This window comes from Microbacterium sp. M3 (assembly GCF_033548675.1).
Classification (GTDB): domain Bacteria; phylum Actinomycetota; class Actinomycetes; order Actinomycetales; family Microbacteriaceae; genus Microbacterium; species Microbacterium arthrosphaerae.
Window position 1 is genome coordinate 1,107,548 of sequence record NZ_JAWTZT010000001.1, and the last position, 16,932, is coordinate 1,124,479.

The following is a 16,932-nucleotide window of genomic DNA, read 5'->3' on the forward strand; positions in this document are numbered from 1 at the left end:
CAGCGGCTCCTCGCAGGCTCAGGGCGTTTCGTCTCGGTCGCTGGCGCTCCCTCGCTCAACGACCGGAGGGGCCGGTCGCTGTGCTTGTCGGGCCGGCGCATCAGAACAGCCCCTTCGGCGCCGGGGCGCCCGCCAGCACGCCGAAGTCGGCGACGATCGTCAGCTGCTGCACCTCTTCGGCCGTGAGCTCGGGCAGTCGCTGGGCGAGGTCGAGGAAGCGCTCGATCTCGTCGGCCGCGAGCACACCCTCGGCGAGCAGGCGGAACTTGCGCACGTAGTCCTCGCGGGCGAACGGCCGGGCGCCGAGCGGGTGCGCGTCGGCGACGGCGATCTCGTCGACGATGGTCTCGCCGTTCGTCAGGCGGATCTCGACGCGGCCTCCGAAGGCCTTCTCGTTCGGGTCGTCGGAGTGATAGCGGCGCGTCCACCCGGCGTCCTCAGCCGTCGTGATCTTCTGCCACAGCGCGACGGTGTCTTCACGCCCGGCCCGCGACGGCAGGTACGAGTCGACGTGGTGCCAGCCGCCGTCCTGCAGTGCGACCGCGAAGATGTAAGGGATCGAGTGGTCGAGCGTCTCGCGCGACGCCGTCGGGTCGTACTTCTGCGGGTCGTTCGCGCCGGAGCCGATGACGTAGTGGGTGTGGTGCGACGTGTGCAGCACGATCGACTCGACGTCGGCCGGGTCGAACGCGGCCTCGTTGTGGAGCTTGCGGGCGAGGTCGATCCAGGCCTGCGCCTGATACTCGGCCGAGTGCTCCTTCGTGTACGAGTCGAGGATGCCGCGCTTGGACTCCCCGGCGCCCGGCAGCGGCACCTCGTACGAGGCATCCGGTCCGTCCAGCATCCAGGCGATCACGCCGTCCTCGCCCTCGTAGATGGGGCTCGGCGAGGTCTCGCCGCGCATCGCGCGGTCGACGGCTTCGACCGCCATCTTTCCCGCGAACGCGGGGGCGTGCGCCTTCCACGTCGAGATCTCGCCCTTGCGCGACTGGCGCGTGGCGGTGGTGGTGTGAAGGGCCTGGCCGACGGCTTGGTAGATCGTCTCGACGTCGAGTCCGAGGAGGGTGCCGATGCCGGCCGCCGCCGACGGGCCGAGGTGCGCGACGTGGTCGATCTTGTGCTTGTGCAGGCAGATGGCACGCACCAGGTCGATCTGGATCTCGTACCCCGTCGCGAGCCCCCGCACGAGCGCCGCACCGTCGGCGCCGACGTGCTGGGCGACCGCGAGGATCGGCGGGATGTTGTCGCCGGGGTGCGAGTAGTCCGCGGCGAGGAAGGTGTCGTGGTAGTCCAGCTCGCGCACCGCCACGCCGTTCGCCCACGCCGCCCACTCCGGCGACGTGCGCCGGTCGAGCGCGCAGCCGAACACGGTGGCGCCGTTGCCGCCGACCGACACGGCGTGGTCGAGCGCCTGCTGACGTGCTGCGCTCACCGGCGCGCGGGTGAGGGATGCCGCGGCCACCGCCGCGTTGTCGATGACGCGGTTGATGATCATGTCGACGACGTCGGCGTCGACCTCGACCGGGTCGGCGGCGACTTCGGCGATGTGCCAGGCGAGCTGCCCTTCGCGCGCGAGGTTCTCGTCGCTGCGGTGGACGCGGAGGTGGTGTGTGACGGTCATGTCGGCCTTTCAGGGTCGCGGCGCGTCGACAGGCTGGGCGACCGGGTCGTGCGCGGGAGACCCCGCGCCGGTCGCCGAGCCCGCCGAGGCGTCGAGGGACTCGAGGATGTTCGTGAGGGCGTTGTGCAGGTGCACGTGGGTGGCGTGCGCGGCGAGGTCGGCGTCGCGCGCGGCGATCGCCGAGGCGATCAGCCGGTGCTCGGCGACGGATGCCGCGAGCCGGCCGGGATTGTCGCGCGCGAGCCGGCGCACCCGGACGAGGTGGGTGCGCACGGTCCGCAGCGCCGCGGTGAGGTAGTCGTTGGCGACGGCGGAATCCAGCGACTCGTCGAAGCGGGCGATGAGCGCGTAGTACTCGTCGCGCGCGTCGGCGCCGTCGTGGTCGCCGTCGGCGAGGTCGACCCGCGCGAAGTCGCGGGCCAGCTCGGCGAAGATCGCGGCATCCCCCCGCTCCGCAGCGAGACGGGCGGCCGACTCCTCGAGCGCGCGGCGCACCTCGAAGATCTCGCGGATGTCGTCCGGCTCGATGGCGGTGACGACGGTGACGCGGGGCGACTGCTGCGCGACGAGGCCGTCGGCGCCGAGGCGGCCGAGCGCCTCGCGCAGCGGGGTGCGGCTGACCCCGAGGCGCGCCGCCTGCTCGACCTCGCCGAGCACGGCGCCCGGGCGCAGCACGCCCGACTGGATCTCGTCGAGGAGGGTCGCGTAGGCGCGGTCACTCGCTCGCATTCGCGCCACCTCCTCGTTCAACGGCTCCGCCATTGTATACATACGGGCCTTCTCATCGACAGCACAATGGCTATGAGTGCATTTAGGTATACAAGATCCGCCGCCTGAGACTCTGCCGGTGCGGACGGACGCCGAGGCCGGGCGGCGCCGACGACACCGGTCACCGCTGAGTCGGCGGTACCGATGGCACCGATCACGGACGGTCCGGCGACTGCCTCACTGAGCGCGCACGTACTCTTCCAGGTCGTCCGCCGTGGAGCATGCGGTCTGCACGACGATGCCGGTCACCTCGGTGGAGGCGATGAATGCGAGCTCCGCCCCGTCCGGCAGGTCAGCCGCGATCTCGGTGTGATCGCTGCCTCCGGCCTCCGACTGCGTCGGCACCACCGTACGGACGGAGTATCCACGGTCCGTCCAGCTTTGCGCGACGCGCTCGGCGTCCGCCGCGGGCTGTGCGGAGGGCCCCCCGAACAGCCAGACCTGGAACCGTCCGGCATCCGGACCGCAGGTCGTGGAGTAGGACAGGAGCGGACGCTGGGGATCCCATCCCTCCGCGTCAGGGTTGTTCGCCTCCGTATCGTGCTTCCACGTGGTCGCGGGGGCCGCGGCGATCGTCTCCTCCGTCAGCCGAACGAGCTGCGCGGCCAACTCATCGGCGGTGACGGCCGGCGTGCTCGACGCCGACGGCTCGGGTAGCGGTGCGGGCACGGTGCATCCTTCCAGTCCGAGTGACAGGGCTCCGATGGCGAGGGCGAGGACGACATGGCGCACCCGCGGTCGACGTTCGGCGTGGACTCTCACTTCGCGTACACCTCCATCGGACCCCCGCCCGGAGTCTCGACCGGGGTGAGCCCGTCGACGATCTGCGAGATCCGCCCGGTGGAGGCGGCCGCCACGTTGTGCAGCGACTGCGTCCCGGGATCGAAGTATCCTCGCCCCTCGGAAGGCGCCGCGCTCAGGAACCCGGTGGGCTCGGTCTGCCCTCGCTCGCCCAGCGGGTTGTGCCCGTCGACCGGGTGAAGACCCGCCTCGGCGTTGCCCTCGGAGCTGAACGACTGCGCGCCCGTGATCACCCACTCGCCGTCGTACGCGACATCGGGGTTCGGCTCCGCCCGTTGCGAGATGCTGGCGCCGAACGGCGCCAGGTCGTCGCGGGTCGCCGCGGTGGTAAAGATGGCGGGAAGCGAGCCTCGGGATGCCGAGCCGTTCTCCACGTGAAGGTCGGCCAGCGACGTCACCCTTCCCAGATCGATGCCCGCAGAGCCCACCATGGTGTACGACGAGATCGGATGCTCCGTGAGCAGGAGCGCATTCGCGGCCATCGTCGTGCCATACGAATGCGCGACCACGGCGACCTCGGGAACACCCGCCGCACCGGTGGAGCGCGTCGCGAACGTCGCGTCGATCTCGGCGGCGAAGCGGTCTGCGCCGTCACGCGCAGCGTACGGCATGGTCACTCCGACAGCGTCAGGTGCGACGTAGCCGGTCCAAGCGACCACCGCGTGCGAGCGGGTGGGGTCGAGCAGGCTCTGCTCGCGCTGGAGATTGCGCGCGGCCTCGCCCCAGCCGGCGAGCGCGGACGCGGTGTTGGTCTCCATGCCGGGCGCCATCCACGTGGTCGTGTCAGCCGCATCCAGATCTCCGTATGCCACGGCGGCGTATGGCATCATCCCTCCGTGCGCGTCGATGAGGTAGTCGATCAGGGTCCCGCGATTGACCGGGTCCGCGGTGAGAGCGGTGGTGATCTGATCGAGCGATGCCCGCTGCCTCTCGTTGAGGCTGTCGTATCGCGCCATGTCCCGCTCGTACTGCGACAGGTTCGCCTGACCGCGCGCGGCGTAGGGCACCCCACCGAGGTTGCCGATCACCGTCGGGATCGCTGCCACGAGGGCCGTCTGCGTCACCGCGGGAAGTGACTGCCACCAGGCGGCGACGCGCTCGGAGTCCGGCGGCGCGTTCCAGAAGCGCTCGGCGATCCCCGGTTGAGCCTCGAGAAGACGGCGGAGGGTCTCCGGATCGGTCGTCTCGAGCAGGCGCGCCAGGTCGTCGGCGCCTGCCGACAGCCACTCGGCCGGCGTCTTGCCCGTGGCAGCGAGGATGCCGAGCGCCGACGTGAAGCCAGCCCCGGTGACGCCCGACACGTCGGGAAGAGCCAGTGAATCCGTCTCACCGCCGACGATCGCGTCGAGCGCGGCACTCGCCTCGGTTCGCAGGGCGGTCCAGTCGCGCTCCGCCTGCGCGGCGGCGGCCAGCAGTTCGGCGTTGCGCCCCCGCAGCACCGGATCGTCGCGCCAGTCGAACGGCTCCGACGAGCCGCCGTAGATCGCGGCCTGATACGAGTGCTGATCGGCGCTGCCATCGACCAGCTGACGGAATCGGTCGATGTCGTCGCGCAGGTTCTGCACCGTGCGCGAAAGCTCCTTGGTGGCTTCGGCGAACGCCACGAGCACCGAGCCGATCGCGTCCAGCGCGTCGCCCACTTCGCTCCCCGCCTCGGCGATCTTGGTCACGACGACGCCGACCGGTTCGGTCACGCCGGGGACGTCCATCGCGGCGGGAAGCCCCGACCAGGTGAGCTCGAGCGTCTCTGCGTGCCCGGCATAGGCCGTCGCGCGACGGGAGAGGTCGGTCGCTGTGGACGACGCCGAGTCGGCGTCGAGAGTGATGGTCGGCAGATCCGACACAGCGACGAGGCGAAGGGTGGACACGACCGCTCAGACCAGCTCGTAGCGGCGGGTGCCGTACGCCGCCGAGGCGTCGGCCGCCATCCGCTCGTCAGCGGCCACGATCGCGTCGAGTGCCGACTGGGTGCCGGCGATCACGGCGAGCGCCGCGGCCGTGACCTTCGGCGATGCGCCCCGCCGTGCCTCGATCGCCCGGCAGACCGCAGATCGCACGTCGGCGGCGGAGTCGTCGAGGGAGTCGACGACGTCGTCGAGGACCGTCTCCAGCCGGATGCCGGCGGCGAGCAGGTCATCTCCGTTCACGTCCGCCGCGGAGAGCACGGAGCGCGCCCGTGTTTCTTGCACTGACCAGGACATCGCCGCGCTCCTTCCACCCGTCCCACGCTGCGCCCATTCAAGCACGGGTCAAAGCCAGGAGTGCACCGTCGACGTGGCGGGCGGCCCCCGGTCCGCTCCTGCCGCGAATGTCGGCGAGCGGCGCCGTGAGGAAAGCGTGAGGGAGTATTCACGAATTCATGAAATCGGCGTACCGTCAGGGCCATGTCCAGCGTCATCCGCACCAGCGGCCTCCGCAAGCACTACGGCCGCGTCCACGCCCTCGACGGCCTCGACCTCGTGGTCGACGAGGGGCAGGTCCACGGCTTCCTCGGCCCGAACGGCGCCGGCAAGTCGACCGCGATCCGCATCCTGCTGGGCCTCGCGCGCAAGACCGCGGGCGAGGCATCGGTCTTCGATCGCGACCCCTGGCGCGACGCCGTGCCCCTCCATCGCCGCATCGCCTACGTGCCGGGCGACGTCAGCGTGTGGCCGAACCTCTCCGGCGGCGAGGCCATCGACCTCATGGCCCGGCTGCGCGGGGCCGCCCGACACGACCGCGCCTACGTCGCCGAGAAGGAGCGGCTGGCCGAGGCGTTCCAGTTCGACCCGCGCAAGAAGGGCCGCGCGTACTCGAAGGGCAACCGGCAGAAGGTCGCGCTCATCGCCGCCTTCGCCGTTCCCGCCGACCTCTACATCCTCGACGAGCCGACGAGCGGCCTCGACCCGCTCATGGAGGTCATGTTCCGCCACGAGATCGCGCGCGTGCGTGCCGCGGGGGCCACGGTGCTGCTGTCGAGCCACATTCTCTCCGAGGTCGAGCAGCTGTGCGACCGCGTGTCGATCATCCGCGCCGGCCGCATCGTCGAGTCGGGCACGCTGGCAGAGCTGCGTCACCTCACGCGCACCGAGGTCTCCTTCGAAGGGACGGATGCCGCGACCGCCGCGGGCATCCCGGGCGCTCACGACGTCGTGGCCGAAGGAGGGCGCGTGAGGTTCACCGTCGACAGCGACGCCGTGGCGGCCACCCTCCCCGCCCTCGCGGAGCGCCGCGTCGCGGGCCTTCGCGTCGCGCCGCCGTCGCTCGAGGAGCTGTTCCTCCGCCATTACGGCGACGATCTCGCCGCGCTCGCGCCGGAGGCGACGGCGGAAGCCGCCGCGGCCGAACCGGTCGGGCGATGAGCCGTTTCGTCGCGCTGCTCGGCCAGCGTGCCCGCCGTGACGCGGTCCAGGTGCTGCTGTGGGCCGTGGGCACCGCGCTCCTCGCCTACGCCTCGTACGTCGGGGTGGCCGACGCCTACGGCACCCCGCAGGACCGCACATCGCTGCTCGCCGCGGCGCTCGCGAACCCCGTGATCCTGCTGTTCCGCGGCCTGCCGTCGGGCACCGGCGAGGGCGCGTTCATGGTGTTCCTGATCTTCCCGTGGCTCGCGCTCCTCGCCGCCTTCATGAGCACGTTCCTCGCGGTGCGCCACACGCGCGGCGACGAGGAGGCCGGGCGCGCCGAACTCGTCGCGGCAACTCCGGCCGCCCGCACGCTGCCGTTCGCCGCGACGGCCGTCCACGGCATCCTGGCCAACGTCCTGCTCGGCGCGCTGACGGCCGGCGCCTTCCTCGCCGTCGGACTCGACGCGCACGGCTCCCTGCTGGCGGGCGCCGCCGTCGGCGCGGTCGGGGTCGCCTTCCTCGGCGTGGGCCTCTTCTCCGCGCAGCTCATGCGGACGTCGCGCGGCGCCAACGGCGTGGCCGTGTGGACGCTCGTGCTGATGTTCGTCGTGGCGGGCATCGGCAACGCGATCGGCACGCCGAGCGACGACCTCACCCGCATGGAAAGCTCATGGCTGACCTGGCTCTCACCCTTCGGGTGGGGCGAGAACACGCGTGCCTTCGACGACAACCTGTGGTGGCCGGCGCTGCTCTGCGTCGGCGCCGGCGCGGTGCTGATCGCGGTGTCGGCGGTGCTCGTCTCGGCGCGCGACCTCGGCGGCAGCTTCATCGCCGAGCGTCGCGGACGAGCGGATGCCTCGGCCGCCCTCTCGACCCCCACGGCGCTGGTGTGGCGTCTGACCCGGGGAGCCGTCATCGGGTGGACGGTGGGCGGCCTGCTCGTCGGCCTGCTCTCGACCTCGCTCGCCTCGATCGTGCAAGACGTCGGCGCATCGAATCCGGCGGTGGAGCAGATCCTGCGCCAGATCTCCGGGGAGGGCAGCATCGAGCAGGGCACCGTCACGACGTTCTTCACCATGCTCGGCGTGCTCGCCGCGTGCGCCGCCGTGCAGGTGGTCTGCCGGGCCCGTCAGGAGGAGGTGCACGGCACCGCCGAACCGCTGCTGGCCGCTCCGGTCGGCCGGGTGCGCTGGCTCGCCGGCTATCTCCTCGTGGGACTGGTCGCCATCGTGCTCGTCGTCGCGGCCGCGATGGCCGGCGCCGCCGCCGGCATCGCCTCGCAGGACGGCGACATGGATCTCATGCGCACGGTGCTGGTGACCGGCGCCGGGCAGGTGGCCGCGGCATCCGTCTTCCTCGTCGTCACCGCGCTCGCCTTCGTGCTCGCGCCGCGCGTGACGATCCCGCTCGGGTGGACGCTCGTGCTGCTCGGCATGACGCTCGGGCTGTTCGGCCCGCTCTTCCAGTTCCCGGAGTGGCTGGTGCACCTCTCGCCCATCGCCGTCACGCCGTTCGTGGACGGCGACGAGATCGACCTGCGCGGACTGTGGTGGCTGGTGCTGGCGGCCGGCGCCGGAGCCGCGGCCGCACTGGGGCTGATGCGCCGCCGTCAGCTCGCGGCCGGCGGCTAGGGTCGAGGCGGAGGCGACATGGCAGACGGGCACCCCGGGATAGAGGCGGCCGAGCAGGCCGCGGCCATGCTGACGACAGCCGGCATGGCGCGCATGCCGTCGCGGGTCATGATGGCGCTCGTGGGGTCGCCCGACCACGGCTACACCGCCGCCGAGCTCGGCGAGCGGCTCGGCGTCTCGGCCGCCGCGGTGTCGGGCGCGGTGCGCTACCTGGTGTCGATGCGGCTCATCCAGCGCCTGTCGCGGCCGGGCGACCGGCGCGACCGCTACGACCTCACCGACGACGCCTGGGCCGGGATGATGACGGCCAATGCGCCGCTGTACGTCGCGCTCGCAGCGCACATGGACCGCATCGCCGACGAGAACACCGACGCCCCGCTCTCGGTCGCCCGCGCACGCGACACCGCCGACTTCCTGCGCTATCTCGCGGAGCGGATGCCGCAGCTCGCCGACGAGTGGCGGGCCGAGCGTGCGGCGGGCTCACGGTAGCCTTGCCCGAGTGACAGACGCGCCCCGCTACATCGTTGCCACCGACGGAGCCTGCAAGGGCAACCCCGGACCGACGGGCTGGGCCTGGGTCGGCGAGGACGGGCACTGGGCCGCCGGATCGATCCCGTCGGGCACCAACAACGTCGGCGAGCTGACCGGTCTGCTGAAGGCGATCGAGGATCACGCCGACGTCGCGCACCTCGTCGTGCAGGCCGACTCGAAGTACGCCATCGACACGTACACGAAGTGGATGGACGGCCACCGCCGCCGCGGCTGGAAGACCTCGACCGGCGCGCCCACGAAGAACGTCGACATCCTCGAGCAGCTGATCACCGCGCGCGACGCGCGCCGCGCAGCCGGCCTCCCTGACGTGGTGCTCGAGCACGTGCGCGGCCACTCCGGGCACGTGCTCAACGCGTGGGCCGACGAGCGCGCCGTGCGCGCCTCCGAGCACGCGGCGAAGGGAGTGACGAGCGCGTGGTCGTCGCTCGGCGCGCAGGAGCGGATCGACGTCTCGTCCCGCCCGAAGAACGGCCGCTGACCTACAGCTGCGCGCGGTATTCGCGCCACGCCTCGCCCAGGCGGCGGATGCCCTCGTCGAGCACGTCGTGCGGGGCGGTGTACGGCAGGCGGATGTGATCGTCATAGGTGACGGATGCCGTGAACTCGGTGCCTCCCGCGACAGCGACGCCGCGCATCGAGGCCACGCGCGACAGCGCCGTCGCCGAGCCGACTGGCAGTCGCGCCCACATCGCCAGACCGCCGCGCGGCGGCGCCGCCTCCCAATCGGGCAGGTGCTCGGCCATCGCGGCGCGAAGGCGGGAGGCCGCGACGGCGTGCGTCTCACCCACGGCGGTGCGGAGGGCCCGGGCCTGCTCCACGAGGTCGAGTGCGAGCAGCTGTGCGGGGACGCTCGTCGACTGGTCGACGAGCTGCCGCAGGCCGCGCAGTCGCCGCACGAGCACGGGGTCGGCGCGGACCCAGCCGATCCGCAGCCCCGACCACGACCACTTCGACAGCGAGTCGACGACGATGATCGGCGCGTCGGGCCGGAGCGCGGCGAGCGTGGGCGGCACCACGCCGTCGAACGAGATGTGCGCGAGCACGCGGTCTTCGAGCACCGGCACGCCGTACTCCGCCGAGAGGTCGGCGATGCGCTGCCGCCCCGCCGCCGGCAGTCGCGTTCCGGTCGGGTTGTGGTGGTGCGGGTTCACGGCGATCATCACGGGGCGCAGTGCGACGATCGCCGCCTCCAGTTCGTCGACGTCGATGCCGTCGGGCCCGATCGTCACGCCGTGCACGCGTCCGCCCCGGCGGCGCACCGAGTCGGCGAGACCCGGCCACGTCACCGATTCGGTCAGCACGACGTCGCCGGGCGAGACGAGCTCGTCGACGACGAGGCTGATCGCCTGCTGCGCCCCGTGCGTGACGAGGATCTGCGCGGCCGTCGCGGGCGTCCCGTCCTCCTCGAAGAGCCGGGCCAGGCGCCCGCGCAGCGCGGGCAGCCCCGCCGGGTCGGTCTCGGCCAGGGTCACCGGGTCGAGCGTCGGGGTGTGGGCGCGCACGATCTCCACGGCGAGATCCGGCATCGTCGGAACGGCGCGCAGCAGGTCGATGCCCGACGGCAGGGCCGAGAAGAGACCCTCACCCTGGGCCCTCCGCTCGCGCGCGGGCAGCGCCGGCCCGATATGGCCGGCCACCCGGGTGCCGCTCCCCTGCCGGCGCTCGACGAGCTCGTCCTCACTGAGCAGCGCATACGCCGCGACGACGGTGCCGCGCGACACCGCGATCGCGGTGGCGAGAGCGCGCTCGGCGGGCAGGCGATCGCCGGGGCGCAGCTCACCGCCCTCGATCAGCGCGCCGATCGTCGCGGCGAGCCGGACGGTCAGGGTGCCGTCGCCGTGCGCCCAGCGGCCAAGGCGGGCGGCGAGACGGGAGGCCTCCACGGTTCCGCCGAGGGCCACCCGGTGATCCACCAGCCGCTCATTGGCCCTGTCGACGGTCGTCATGACACCGCATTCTGGTCCAATGTTCCGTCGCGCCGCCACCGTTCCCGTCTTCAGCAGTCCAGTCTGGCCAGATTGGACCATTCATGATCTCCTCGCCTGGACCGGCGCCGATGACGCCCGTGTCCACGACGAGTCGCTGCGTCCGATCCTGTCGGCCCTCGCCACGGGCCTCGACGCCGATGCCGATCCAGGTCTGATCCCGCAGTCGCCGATCGCGCTCGTGCGCGCTCTGGGCGTGCTCGTGCGCACCGACCCCGGGCTGCGCGACCGCACCCTGGTCTCGGTGGCCGGCGTCGCCGCCGCCATCCAGGCGAGCGACGGCCCGCGCTCCATCAGTCGCGGCGCGGGGGCCGAGCCACCGGCATCCGTCACCGCTTCTGTGTCGAGGGTCGGTTGACCTCGACGTCTCGCACTCGCGGCCGCGCCGACCCGTCCGTCCACGGCCGCCCCGACGTATCCGCGAGACGGCATCCGGTGGACGAGACTGCGGCGAACAACCCCGGTCTCGTCCACCCCGTGCAGTCTCACCGCCCGGGCCCGGTCGCGCCGGGGTCCGCGCCGGGGGCGGGGCGGGCCGAGGCCGTCAGGACGGGCGGGACGCGGCGTCGGCGAGATGCTTCTCGAGGGCGTCGATCGCCGGACGCTGGCCCTTCACGAGGCGCTCGCGCGCGGCATCCGGCTCCGTCCACTCGACGCGGTCGACCTCGGGGAACCGCGCCGTCCTGCCCGAGCGGGGCGGCCACTCCAGCTCGAATTCGCCGAACTCCAAGCCGTCGAGCGACAACCCGGCACCGTCGGCGACGAACACCGTCACGCGTTTGCCCGACGAGTACGCGAACGTGCCGAGTTCGGCGTACGGGGGCTCGGGCGGGTCGATGCCGAGCTCTTCGCGGAACTCGCGGCGCGCGGCATCCAGTGCGCCCTCCTCACCCGGTTCGCCCGGTGATTGAGCCTGTCGAAATTCCCCCTTGGGGATCGACCACGCGCCGGCATCCTTGCTCGCCCAGAACGGCCCGCCCATGTGCGCGATGAGCACCTGGAGGTCGGGATCGAGCCGGAAGAGCAGGATGCCGGCGCTGGTCGTGTTCGGCATGTCAGCCTCAGCGGACCGGTCCGCCGGTCACGCCACGCGCGTCTTGGGCGACACCGTGTAGGTGTCCTCGGGGTCGCGGTAGACCGCGTCGCCGAGGGCGGTGTCGATCGCGGCGAGCGTGTCGGCATCGAGCACGACGCCCGAGGCCTTGACCGTCTCGGCGAGCTGCTCGGGACGCGATGCCCCCACCAGCGCCGACGCCACGTTCTTGTTCTGCAGCACCCACGCGATCGCGAGCTGCGGCATGGACAGTCCCGCCTGCTCGGCGACGGGCTTCAGCCGCTGCACCGCCTCGAGGACCTCGTCGCGCAGGAAGCTCTGGATGAAGCGCGCGCCACTCTTCTCGTCGGTCGCGCGCGAGCCCTCGGGCAGCGGCTGACCGGGCAGGTACTTGCCCGACAGCACACCCTGCGCCATCGGCGACCAGACGATCTGCGAAATGCCGAGCTCCTCCGACGCCGGCACGACGCGCTCCTCGATCACGCGCCACAGCGCCGAGTACTGCGGCTGGTTCGAGATGAGCTGCACGCCGTAGCTCTTGGCGAGCGCGTGCCCCTCGCGCAGCTGCTCGGCCGTCCACTCCGAGACGCCGATGTAGAGCGCCTTGCCCTGGCGGACGATGTCGGCGAACGCCTGGAACGTCTCCTCCAGCGGCGTCTCGTAGTCGTAGCGGTGCGCCTGGTAGAGGTCGACGTAGTCGGTGCCGAGGCGCTTGAGCGAGCCGTTGATCGACTCGAGGATGTGCTTGCGGCTCAGGCCGGTGTCGTTCGCGCCGCCGGGCCCGGTCGGCCAGTAGACCTTGGTGAAGATCTCGAGCGACTCGCGGCGCTGCCCCTCGAGCGCCTTGCCGAGGACCGTCTCGGCGGCGGTGTTCGCGTAGACGTCGGCGGTGTCGAACGTGGTGATGCCGGCGTCGAGCGCCGCGTGGACCGTCGCGATGGCGGCCGAGTCGTCGACCTGCGAGCCGTGGGTGACCCAGTTGCCGTAGGTGATCTCGCTGACCTTGAGACCGCTGTTTCCGAGGTACCGGTAATTGACCATGAGAAAACGCTACCCGTCCGCGAGGGCGACACGGCCCGCGATCGTCGCATCGCGCAACGGATGAGCGGATGCCGCGACCCGGCCGTGCGGGCCGGGTCGCGGCATCCGTCATCCGCGGTGTGTCACGTGACGGGTGCGGTCTCGTCCTCGATCACGTCGCCCTGCTCGAGCGGCTCGGCGCGCTGCGCCTCGGCCAGCGCGCGGGCCTCCTCGTCGAGATCGGCCGCCGCCTGCTCGAACTGCGAGTTGTAGAGGCGGAAGTACGCGCCCTTGCTCGCGATCAGCTCGTCGTGCGTGCCCTTCTCGACGATGCCGCCGTTCTCCATCACGAGGATGAGGTCGGCATCGCGGATCGTCGACAGCCGGTGGGCGATGACGAACGACGTGCGCCCCTCGCGAAGGGCCGCCATCGCCTGCTGCAGCAGCAGCTCGGTGCGGGTGTCGACGGAGCTGGTCGCCTCGTCGAGGATCAGCACCGAGGGCTGGGCCACGAACGCGCGGGCGATCGTGATGAGCTGCTTCTCGCCGGCCGAGATGTTCGACGCATCCTCGTCGAGGAGCGTGTCGTAGCCCTCGGGCAGCGAGTGCACGAACCGGTCGACGTAGGTCGCCCGGGCGGCCGCGAGGATCTCGTCGTCGGTGGCGTCGGCACGGCCGTAGCGGATGTTCTCGCGGATCGTGCCGGCGAACAGCCACGGGTCCTGCAGCACCATGCCGGTCTCGGCGCGGATGTCGCGGCGCGTGAGCTCGGCGATGTTCTGCCCGTTGAGGAGGATGCGGCCCCCGTCGAGCTCGTAGAAGCGCATCAGCAGGTTGACGAGCGTCGTCTTGCCGGCGCCGGTCGGCCCCACGATGGCGACCGTCTGGCCCGGCTCGACCCGGAACGACAGGTCGTGGATCAGCGGCCGGTCGGGCGAGTAGGAGAAGGCGACGTCCTCGAACTCGATCGTGCCGTCGCCCTCCACCGGTGCGGGGGCGTCCGCCGCGTCGGGCTCCTGCTCGGGCTCGTCGAGCAGCTCGAACACGCGCTCGGCCGAGGCCGTGCCGGACTGCACGACCGCCGCCATGCCGCCGAGCTCTGCCAGCGGCTGCGTGAACTGCTGCGAGTACTGGATGAACGCCTGCACGTCGCCGAGGCGCAGCTGGCCGCTCGCGACCATGAGCGCACCGAAGACGGCGATGCCGACATACGTCAGGTTCCCGATGAACATCATCGCCGGCATCATGATGTTCGACAGGAACTGCGCCTTGAACGAGGCCTGGTACAGCTCTTCGTTCTCCTCGCGGAACGCCTCGCGCGACGCCTGCTCGCGACCGAAGACCTTGACGAGCGCGTGGCCCGAGAACGACTCCTCGACGCGCGCGTTCAGGCGGCCGACCTTGCGCCACTGGATGCCGAACGCCTTCTGCGAGCGGGGTCCGATCACACCGAACAGGACGCCCATGAGCGGGAAGCTCACGAGCACCACGAGCGTCAGCTGCCACGAGATCGTCAGCATCATGATGAGGACGCCGATCACGGTGAGCACGCTCGTGAGCGCCTGCGACAGCGACTGCTGCATCATCTGCGTGATGTTGTCGATGTCGTTCGTCACGCGCGAGATCAGCTCGCCGCGCTGCACGCGGTCGAAGTAGCGCAGCGGCAGGCGATTGATCTTCGCCTCGACCTCTTCGCGCAGGCGCCACATGACGCGCACCATGATCACGTTGATGACGTAGCCCTGCACCCACATCAGCAGCGATGACGCGAAGTACAGCGCGAGCACGACGAGCAGCACGCGGCTGAGCGCCATGAAGTCGACTCCCGCCCCGGGCACGAAGTGCTCCATGGCCGAGACCATGTTGGCGAGGTCCTGCTGTCCCTGGGCCTCGAGGCCCGCGACGACCTGCTCCTTGGTGGCCCCGGCGGGGGCCATCGACGACACGACGCCCTCGAACAGGATGTTGGTCGCCTCGCCGAGCACCTTCGGCGAGAGCACCGCGAGCACGACGCCGATCGAGCCCAGGATCGAGACGAAGACGAACGCCCAGGCGTTCGGACGCAGCAGGCCGATGAGGCGGCGGAACGAGGGCCAGAAGTGCGCGGCCTTGCCCGGCGCGACGGCACCGCTCCAATCGTCGGCGGCGATGCGCGCCTGTTCGCCGAGCTCGATCTCGGCCTTCTCCTCGGCGCTCAGCTCCGCGACCGCCTGGCGCACGCGGCGGCGGGAGGTCTTCGCGGTGTTCGTGTCGTCGCTCATCGGGCGACCTCCGCTCCGAGCTGGGATTCGACGATCTCGCGGTAGGTCTGGCTCGACTCGAGCAGCTGCTCGTGCGTGCCGATGCCCACGATGCCGCCGTCGTCGAGCACGATGATGCGGTCGGCGTCGGTGATCGTCGACACGCGCTGGGCGACGACGATCTTCGTCACATCGGGCAGCTCGCGCCAGAGCGCCTGGCGCAGCCGCGCGTCGGTGGTGAGGTCGAGCGCCGAGAACGAGTCGTCGAACACGAGCACCCGCGGCTGATGGACGATGGCGCGCGCGATGGCCAGACGCTGCCGCTGCCCGCCCGAGACATTGGTGCCGCCCTGTGCGATGGGCGAGTCGAGCCCGGCGTCCATCTGGCTCACGAAGTCGCTCGCCTGGGCGATCTCGAGGGCGCGCCAGAGGTCGGCGTCGGTGGCGTCCTCGCGGCCGAAGCGCAGGTTCGACGCGATGGTCCCGGAGAAGAGGAACGGCCGCTGCGGTACCAGGCCGATCGTCCGCCACAGCGCTTCGAGGTCTGCCCGGCGCACGTCGACGCCGCCCACCTCGACCACGCCGTCGGTGACGTCGAACAGCCGCGGGATGAGCGAGACCAGGGTGGTCTTGCCCGCGCCGGTGGACCCCACGATCGCGACGGTCTCGCCCGGGGCGGCACGGAACGTGATGTCGGAGAGGATCGGGTGCTCGGCGCCCGGGTAGGTGAACGTGACGTCGCGGAACTCGACGGTGCCCGGTGCGGGGAACCGGTCGACCGCATCGGACGGCCGCTCGAGCGACGAGTGGGTGTCGAGCACCTCGCCGATGCGCTCGGCCGAGACCGCGGCGCGCGGGATCATCAGCGTCATGAAGCTCGCCATCATCACGCCCGAGAGGATGATCATGGCGTACTGCATGAAGGCGAACAGCGTGCCGATCTGGATCTCTCCGCTGTCGACCTGCATGCCGCCGAACCAGATCACGCCGATGACGGTGACGTTGAGGATCAGCATGACGGCGGGGAACAGCACGACGAACAGCGAGCCGACCTTGCGACCGACCACCATGATCTCGGTGTTGGCCTCGCGGAAGCGCTCCTCTTCGATGGGCTCGCGCACGAACGCGCGGATGACGCGGATGCCGGTGAGCTGCTCGCGCATGATGCGGTTGACCCCGTCGAGCTTCCCCTGGTAGCTGCGGAAGAGCGGCACCATGCGGGCGATCACGATGCCCGCGACGAGCAGGAGCACCGGCACGGCGATCGCGATGATCCACGCGAGGCTCGCAGCCTGCTCGATCGCGAGCACGATCCCGCCGATGGCCAGGAGCGGCGCCGTCACGAGGAAGGTCGCGGCCATCATCGCGAGCATCTGCACCTGCTGCACGTCGTTGGTGTTGCGGGTGATCAGCGAGCCGGCGCCGAAGCCGGTCACCTCGCGCTCGGAGAAGCCCGAGACGCGCTCGAAGATGTCGTCGCGGATGTCGCGGCCGAGCCGCATCGCGGCGCGCGCGGCGAAGTAGGTCGCGATGATCGAGGCGACGATCTGACCGAGCGACACCGTCAGCATGACGATGCCGGTGCGCCAGATGTACTCGGTGTCGCCCTTCGAGACCCCGTTGTCGATGATGTCGGCATTGAGGCTGGGCAGATACAGCGAGGCGAGGGCGGAGGCGGACTGGAACAGCAGGACGCCGAGCAGGAGCCACCCGGAGGGTTTGAGATAGCGGACGAGGAGTTTGGCGAGCACGGATTTCTCCCAGACATGACGAGGCCACGACGAGCCGCCGCTCGAGGCGGTTCATCATGATGCCGCCCTACCCTCGCACGGGCCGCCGACATGCGGCAGACCCGTTCACGGAGGGCGAACGGCCGAGCGGATGCGATTCCCGGGCATCCGCCTGGCACTCTAACACGATATATCGCGTGCGAC

Annotated in this window: 15 protein-coding genes; 5 read left to right on the top strand and 10 right to left on the bottom strand. The window is 71.2% G+C overall.

The features are described 5' to 3' along the window. Positions 1–100: 100 nt before the first annotated feature. The 5 genes from R8Z57_RS04945 to R8Z57_RS04965 form a co-directional block, all read right to left on the bottom strand. Positions 101–1,621 (bottom strand): MmgE/PrpD family protein, encoded by a 1,521-nt coding sequence (locus R8Z57_RS04945; protein ID WP_318352629.1) that lies wholly within the window; start codon positions 1,619–1,621, stop codon positions 101–103. 9 nt (positions 1,622–1,630) lie between these two features. Then, positions 1,631–2,350, bottom strand: coding sequence for a GntR family transcriptional regulator (locus R8Z57_RS04950; protein WP_318352630.1), 720 nt, complete (start codon positions 2,348–2,350; stop codon positions 1,631–1,633). A gap of 216 nt (positions 2,351–2,566) precedes the next feature. Beyond that, positions 2,567–3,058, bottom strand: a complete 492-nt coding sequence (locus tag R8Z57_RS04955; protein ID WP_318352631.1) for a hypothetical protein — start codon at positions 3,056–3,058, stop codon at positions 2,567–2,569. An 89-nt stretch (positions 3,059–3,147) separates the two neighbouring features. Beyond that, complete coding sequence (locus R8Z57_RS04960; RefSeq protein WP_318352632.1) at positions 3,148–5,058, bottom strand: alpha/beta hydrolase; 1,911 nt, start codon at positions 5,056–5,058, stop codon at positions 3,148–3,150. A 6-nt stretch (positions 5,059–5,064) separates the two neighbouring features. Further along, positions 5,065–5,391 (bottom strand): DUF6507 family protein, encoded by a 327-nt coding sequence (locus R8Z57_RS04965; protein ID WP_378722333.1) that lies wholly within the window; start codon positions 5,389–5,391, stop codon positions 5,065–5,067. A gap of 183 nt (positions 5,392–5,574) precedes the next feature. Between R8Z57_RS04965 and R8Z57_RS04970 the strand changes: the two genes are divergently transcribed. From R8Z57_RS04970 to R8Z57_RS04985, 4 genes are read left to right on the top strand one after another with little or no spacing between them, the layout of a single operon-like run. Beyond that, positions 5,575–6,531 (top strand): ABC transporter ATP-binding protein, encoded by a 957-nt coding sequence (locus R8Z57_RS04970; RefSeq protein ID WP_318352634.1) that lies wholly within the window; start codon positions 5,575–5,577, stop codon positions 6,529–6,531. Further along, positions 6,528–8,147 carry a polyketide antibiotic transporter gene (locus tag R8Z57_RS04975; protein WP_318352635.1) on the top strand — a complete coding sequence of 540 codons (1,620 nt, stop codon included), beginning with the start codon at positions 6,528–6,530 and terminating at the stop codon, positions 8,145–8,147. Before R8Z57_RS04970 ends, R8Z57_RS04975 begins: the two co-directional genes overlap by 4 nt. 18 nt (positions 8,148–8,165) lie before the next feature. Continuing rightward, a complete protein-coding gene (locus tag R8Z57_RS04980; RefSeq protein ID WP_318352636.1) occupies positions 8,166–8,636 on the top strand; it encodes a helix-turn-helix domain-containing protein in 471 nt (156 codons plus the stop codon). A gap of 10 nt (positions 8,637–8,646) precedes the next feature. Then, positions 8,647–9,177, top strand: coding sequence for a ribonuclease H (locus R8Z57_RS04985; RefSeq protein WP_318352637.1), 531 nt, complete (start codon positions 8,647–8,649; stop codon positions 9,175–9,177). A 1-nt stretch (position 9,178) separates the two neighbouring features. On the opposite strand, the gene R8Z57_RS04990 is transcribed toward R8Z57_RS04985, so the two are convergent. Further along, positions 9,179–10,645, bottom strand: a complete 1,467-nt coding sequence (locus tag R8Z57_RS04990; protein WP_318352638.1) for a PLP-dependent aminotransferase family protein — start codon at positions 10,643–10,645, stop codon at positions 9,179–9,181. Between the two features lie 19 nt (positions 10,646–10,664). On the opposite strand from R8Z57_RS04990, the gene R8Z57_RS04995 reads away from it, so the two are divergent. Further along, the gene (locus R8Z57_RS04995; RefSeq protein ID WP_318352639.1) at positions 10,665–11,042 is read left to right on the top strand and encodes a hypothetical protein; all 378 of its coding nucleotides are present in this window, start codon (positions 10,665–10,667) and stop codon (positions 11,040–11,042) included. Between the two features lie 186 nt (positions 11,043–11,228). On the opposite strand, the gene R8Z57_RS05000 is transcribed toward R8Z57_RS04995, so the two are convergent. From R8Z57_RS05000 to R8Z57_RS05015, 4 genes are all read right to left on the bottom strand, one after another. Beyond that, a complete protein-coding gene (locus tag R8Z57_RS05000) occupies positions 11,229–11,738 on the bottom strand; it encodes an NUDIX domain-containing protein (protein WP_318352640.1) in 510 nt (169 codons plus the stop codon). A gap of 27 nt (positions 11,739–11,765) precedes the next feature. Continuing rightward, positions 11,766–12,779: an aldo/keto reductase family protein gene (locus R8Z57_RS05005; protein ID WP_318352641.1), complete on the bottom strand. Its 1,014-nt coding sequence runs from the start codon at positions 12,777–12,779 to the stop codon at positions 11,766–11,768. Positions 12,780–12,901: 122 nt separating this feature from the next. Then, positions 12,902–15,019, bottom strand: coding sequence for an ABC transporter ATP-binding protein (locus R8Z57_RS05010; protein WP_318352642.1), 2,118 nt, complete (start codon positions 15,017–15,019; stop codon positions 12,902–12,904). After that, positions 15,016–16,749 (bottom strand): ABC transporter ATP-binding protein, encoded by a 1,734-nt coding sequence (locus R8Z57_RS05015; RefSeq protein ID WP_318352643.1) that lies wholly within the window; start codon positions 16,747–16,749, stop codon positions 15,016–15,018. The genes R8Z57_RS05010 and R8Z57_RS05015 overlap by 4 nt, the downstream gene beginning before the upstream one ends. Positions 16,750–16,932: the final 183 nt, after the last annotated feature.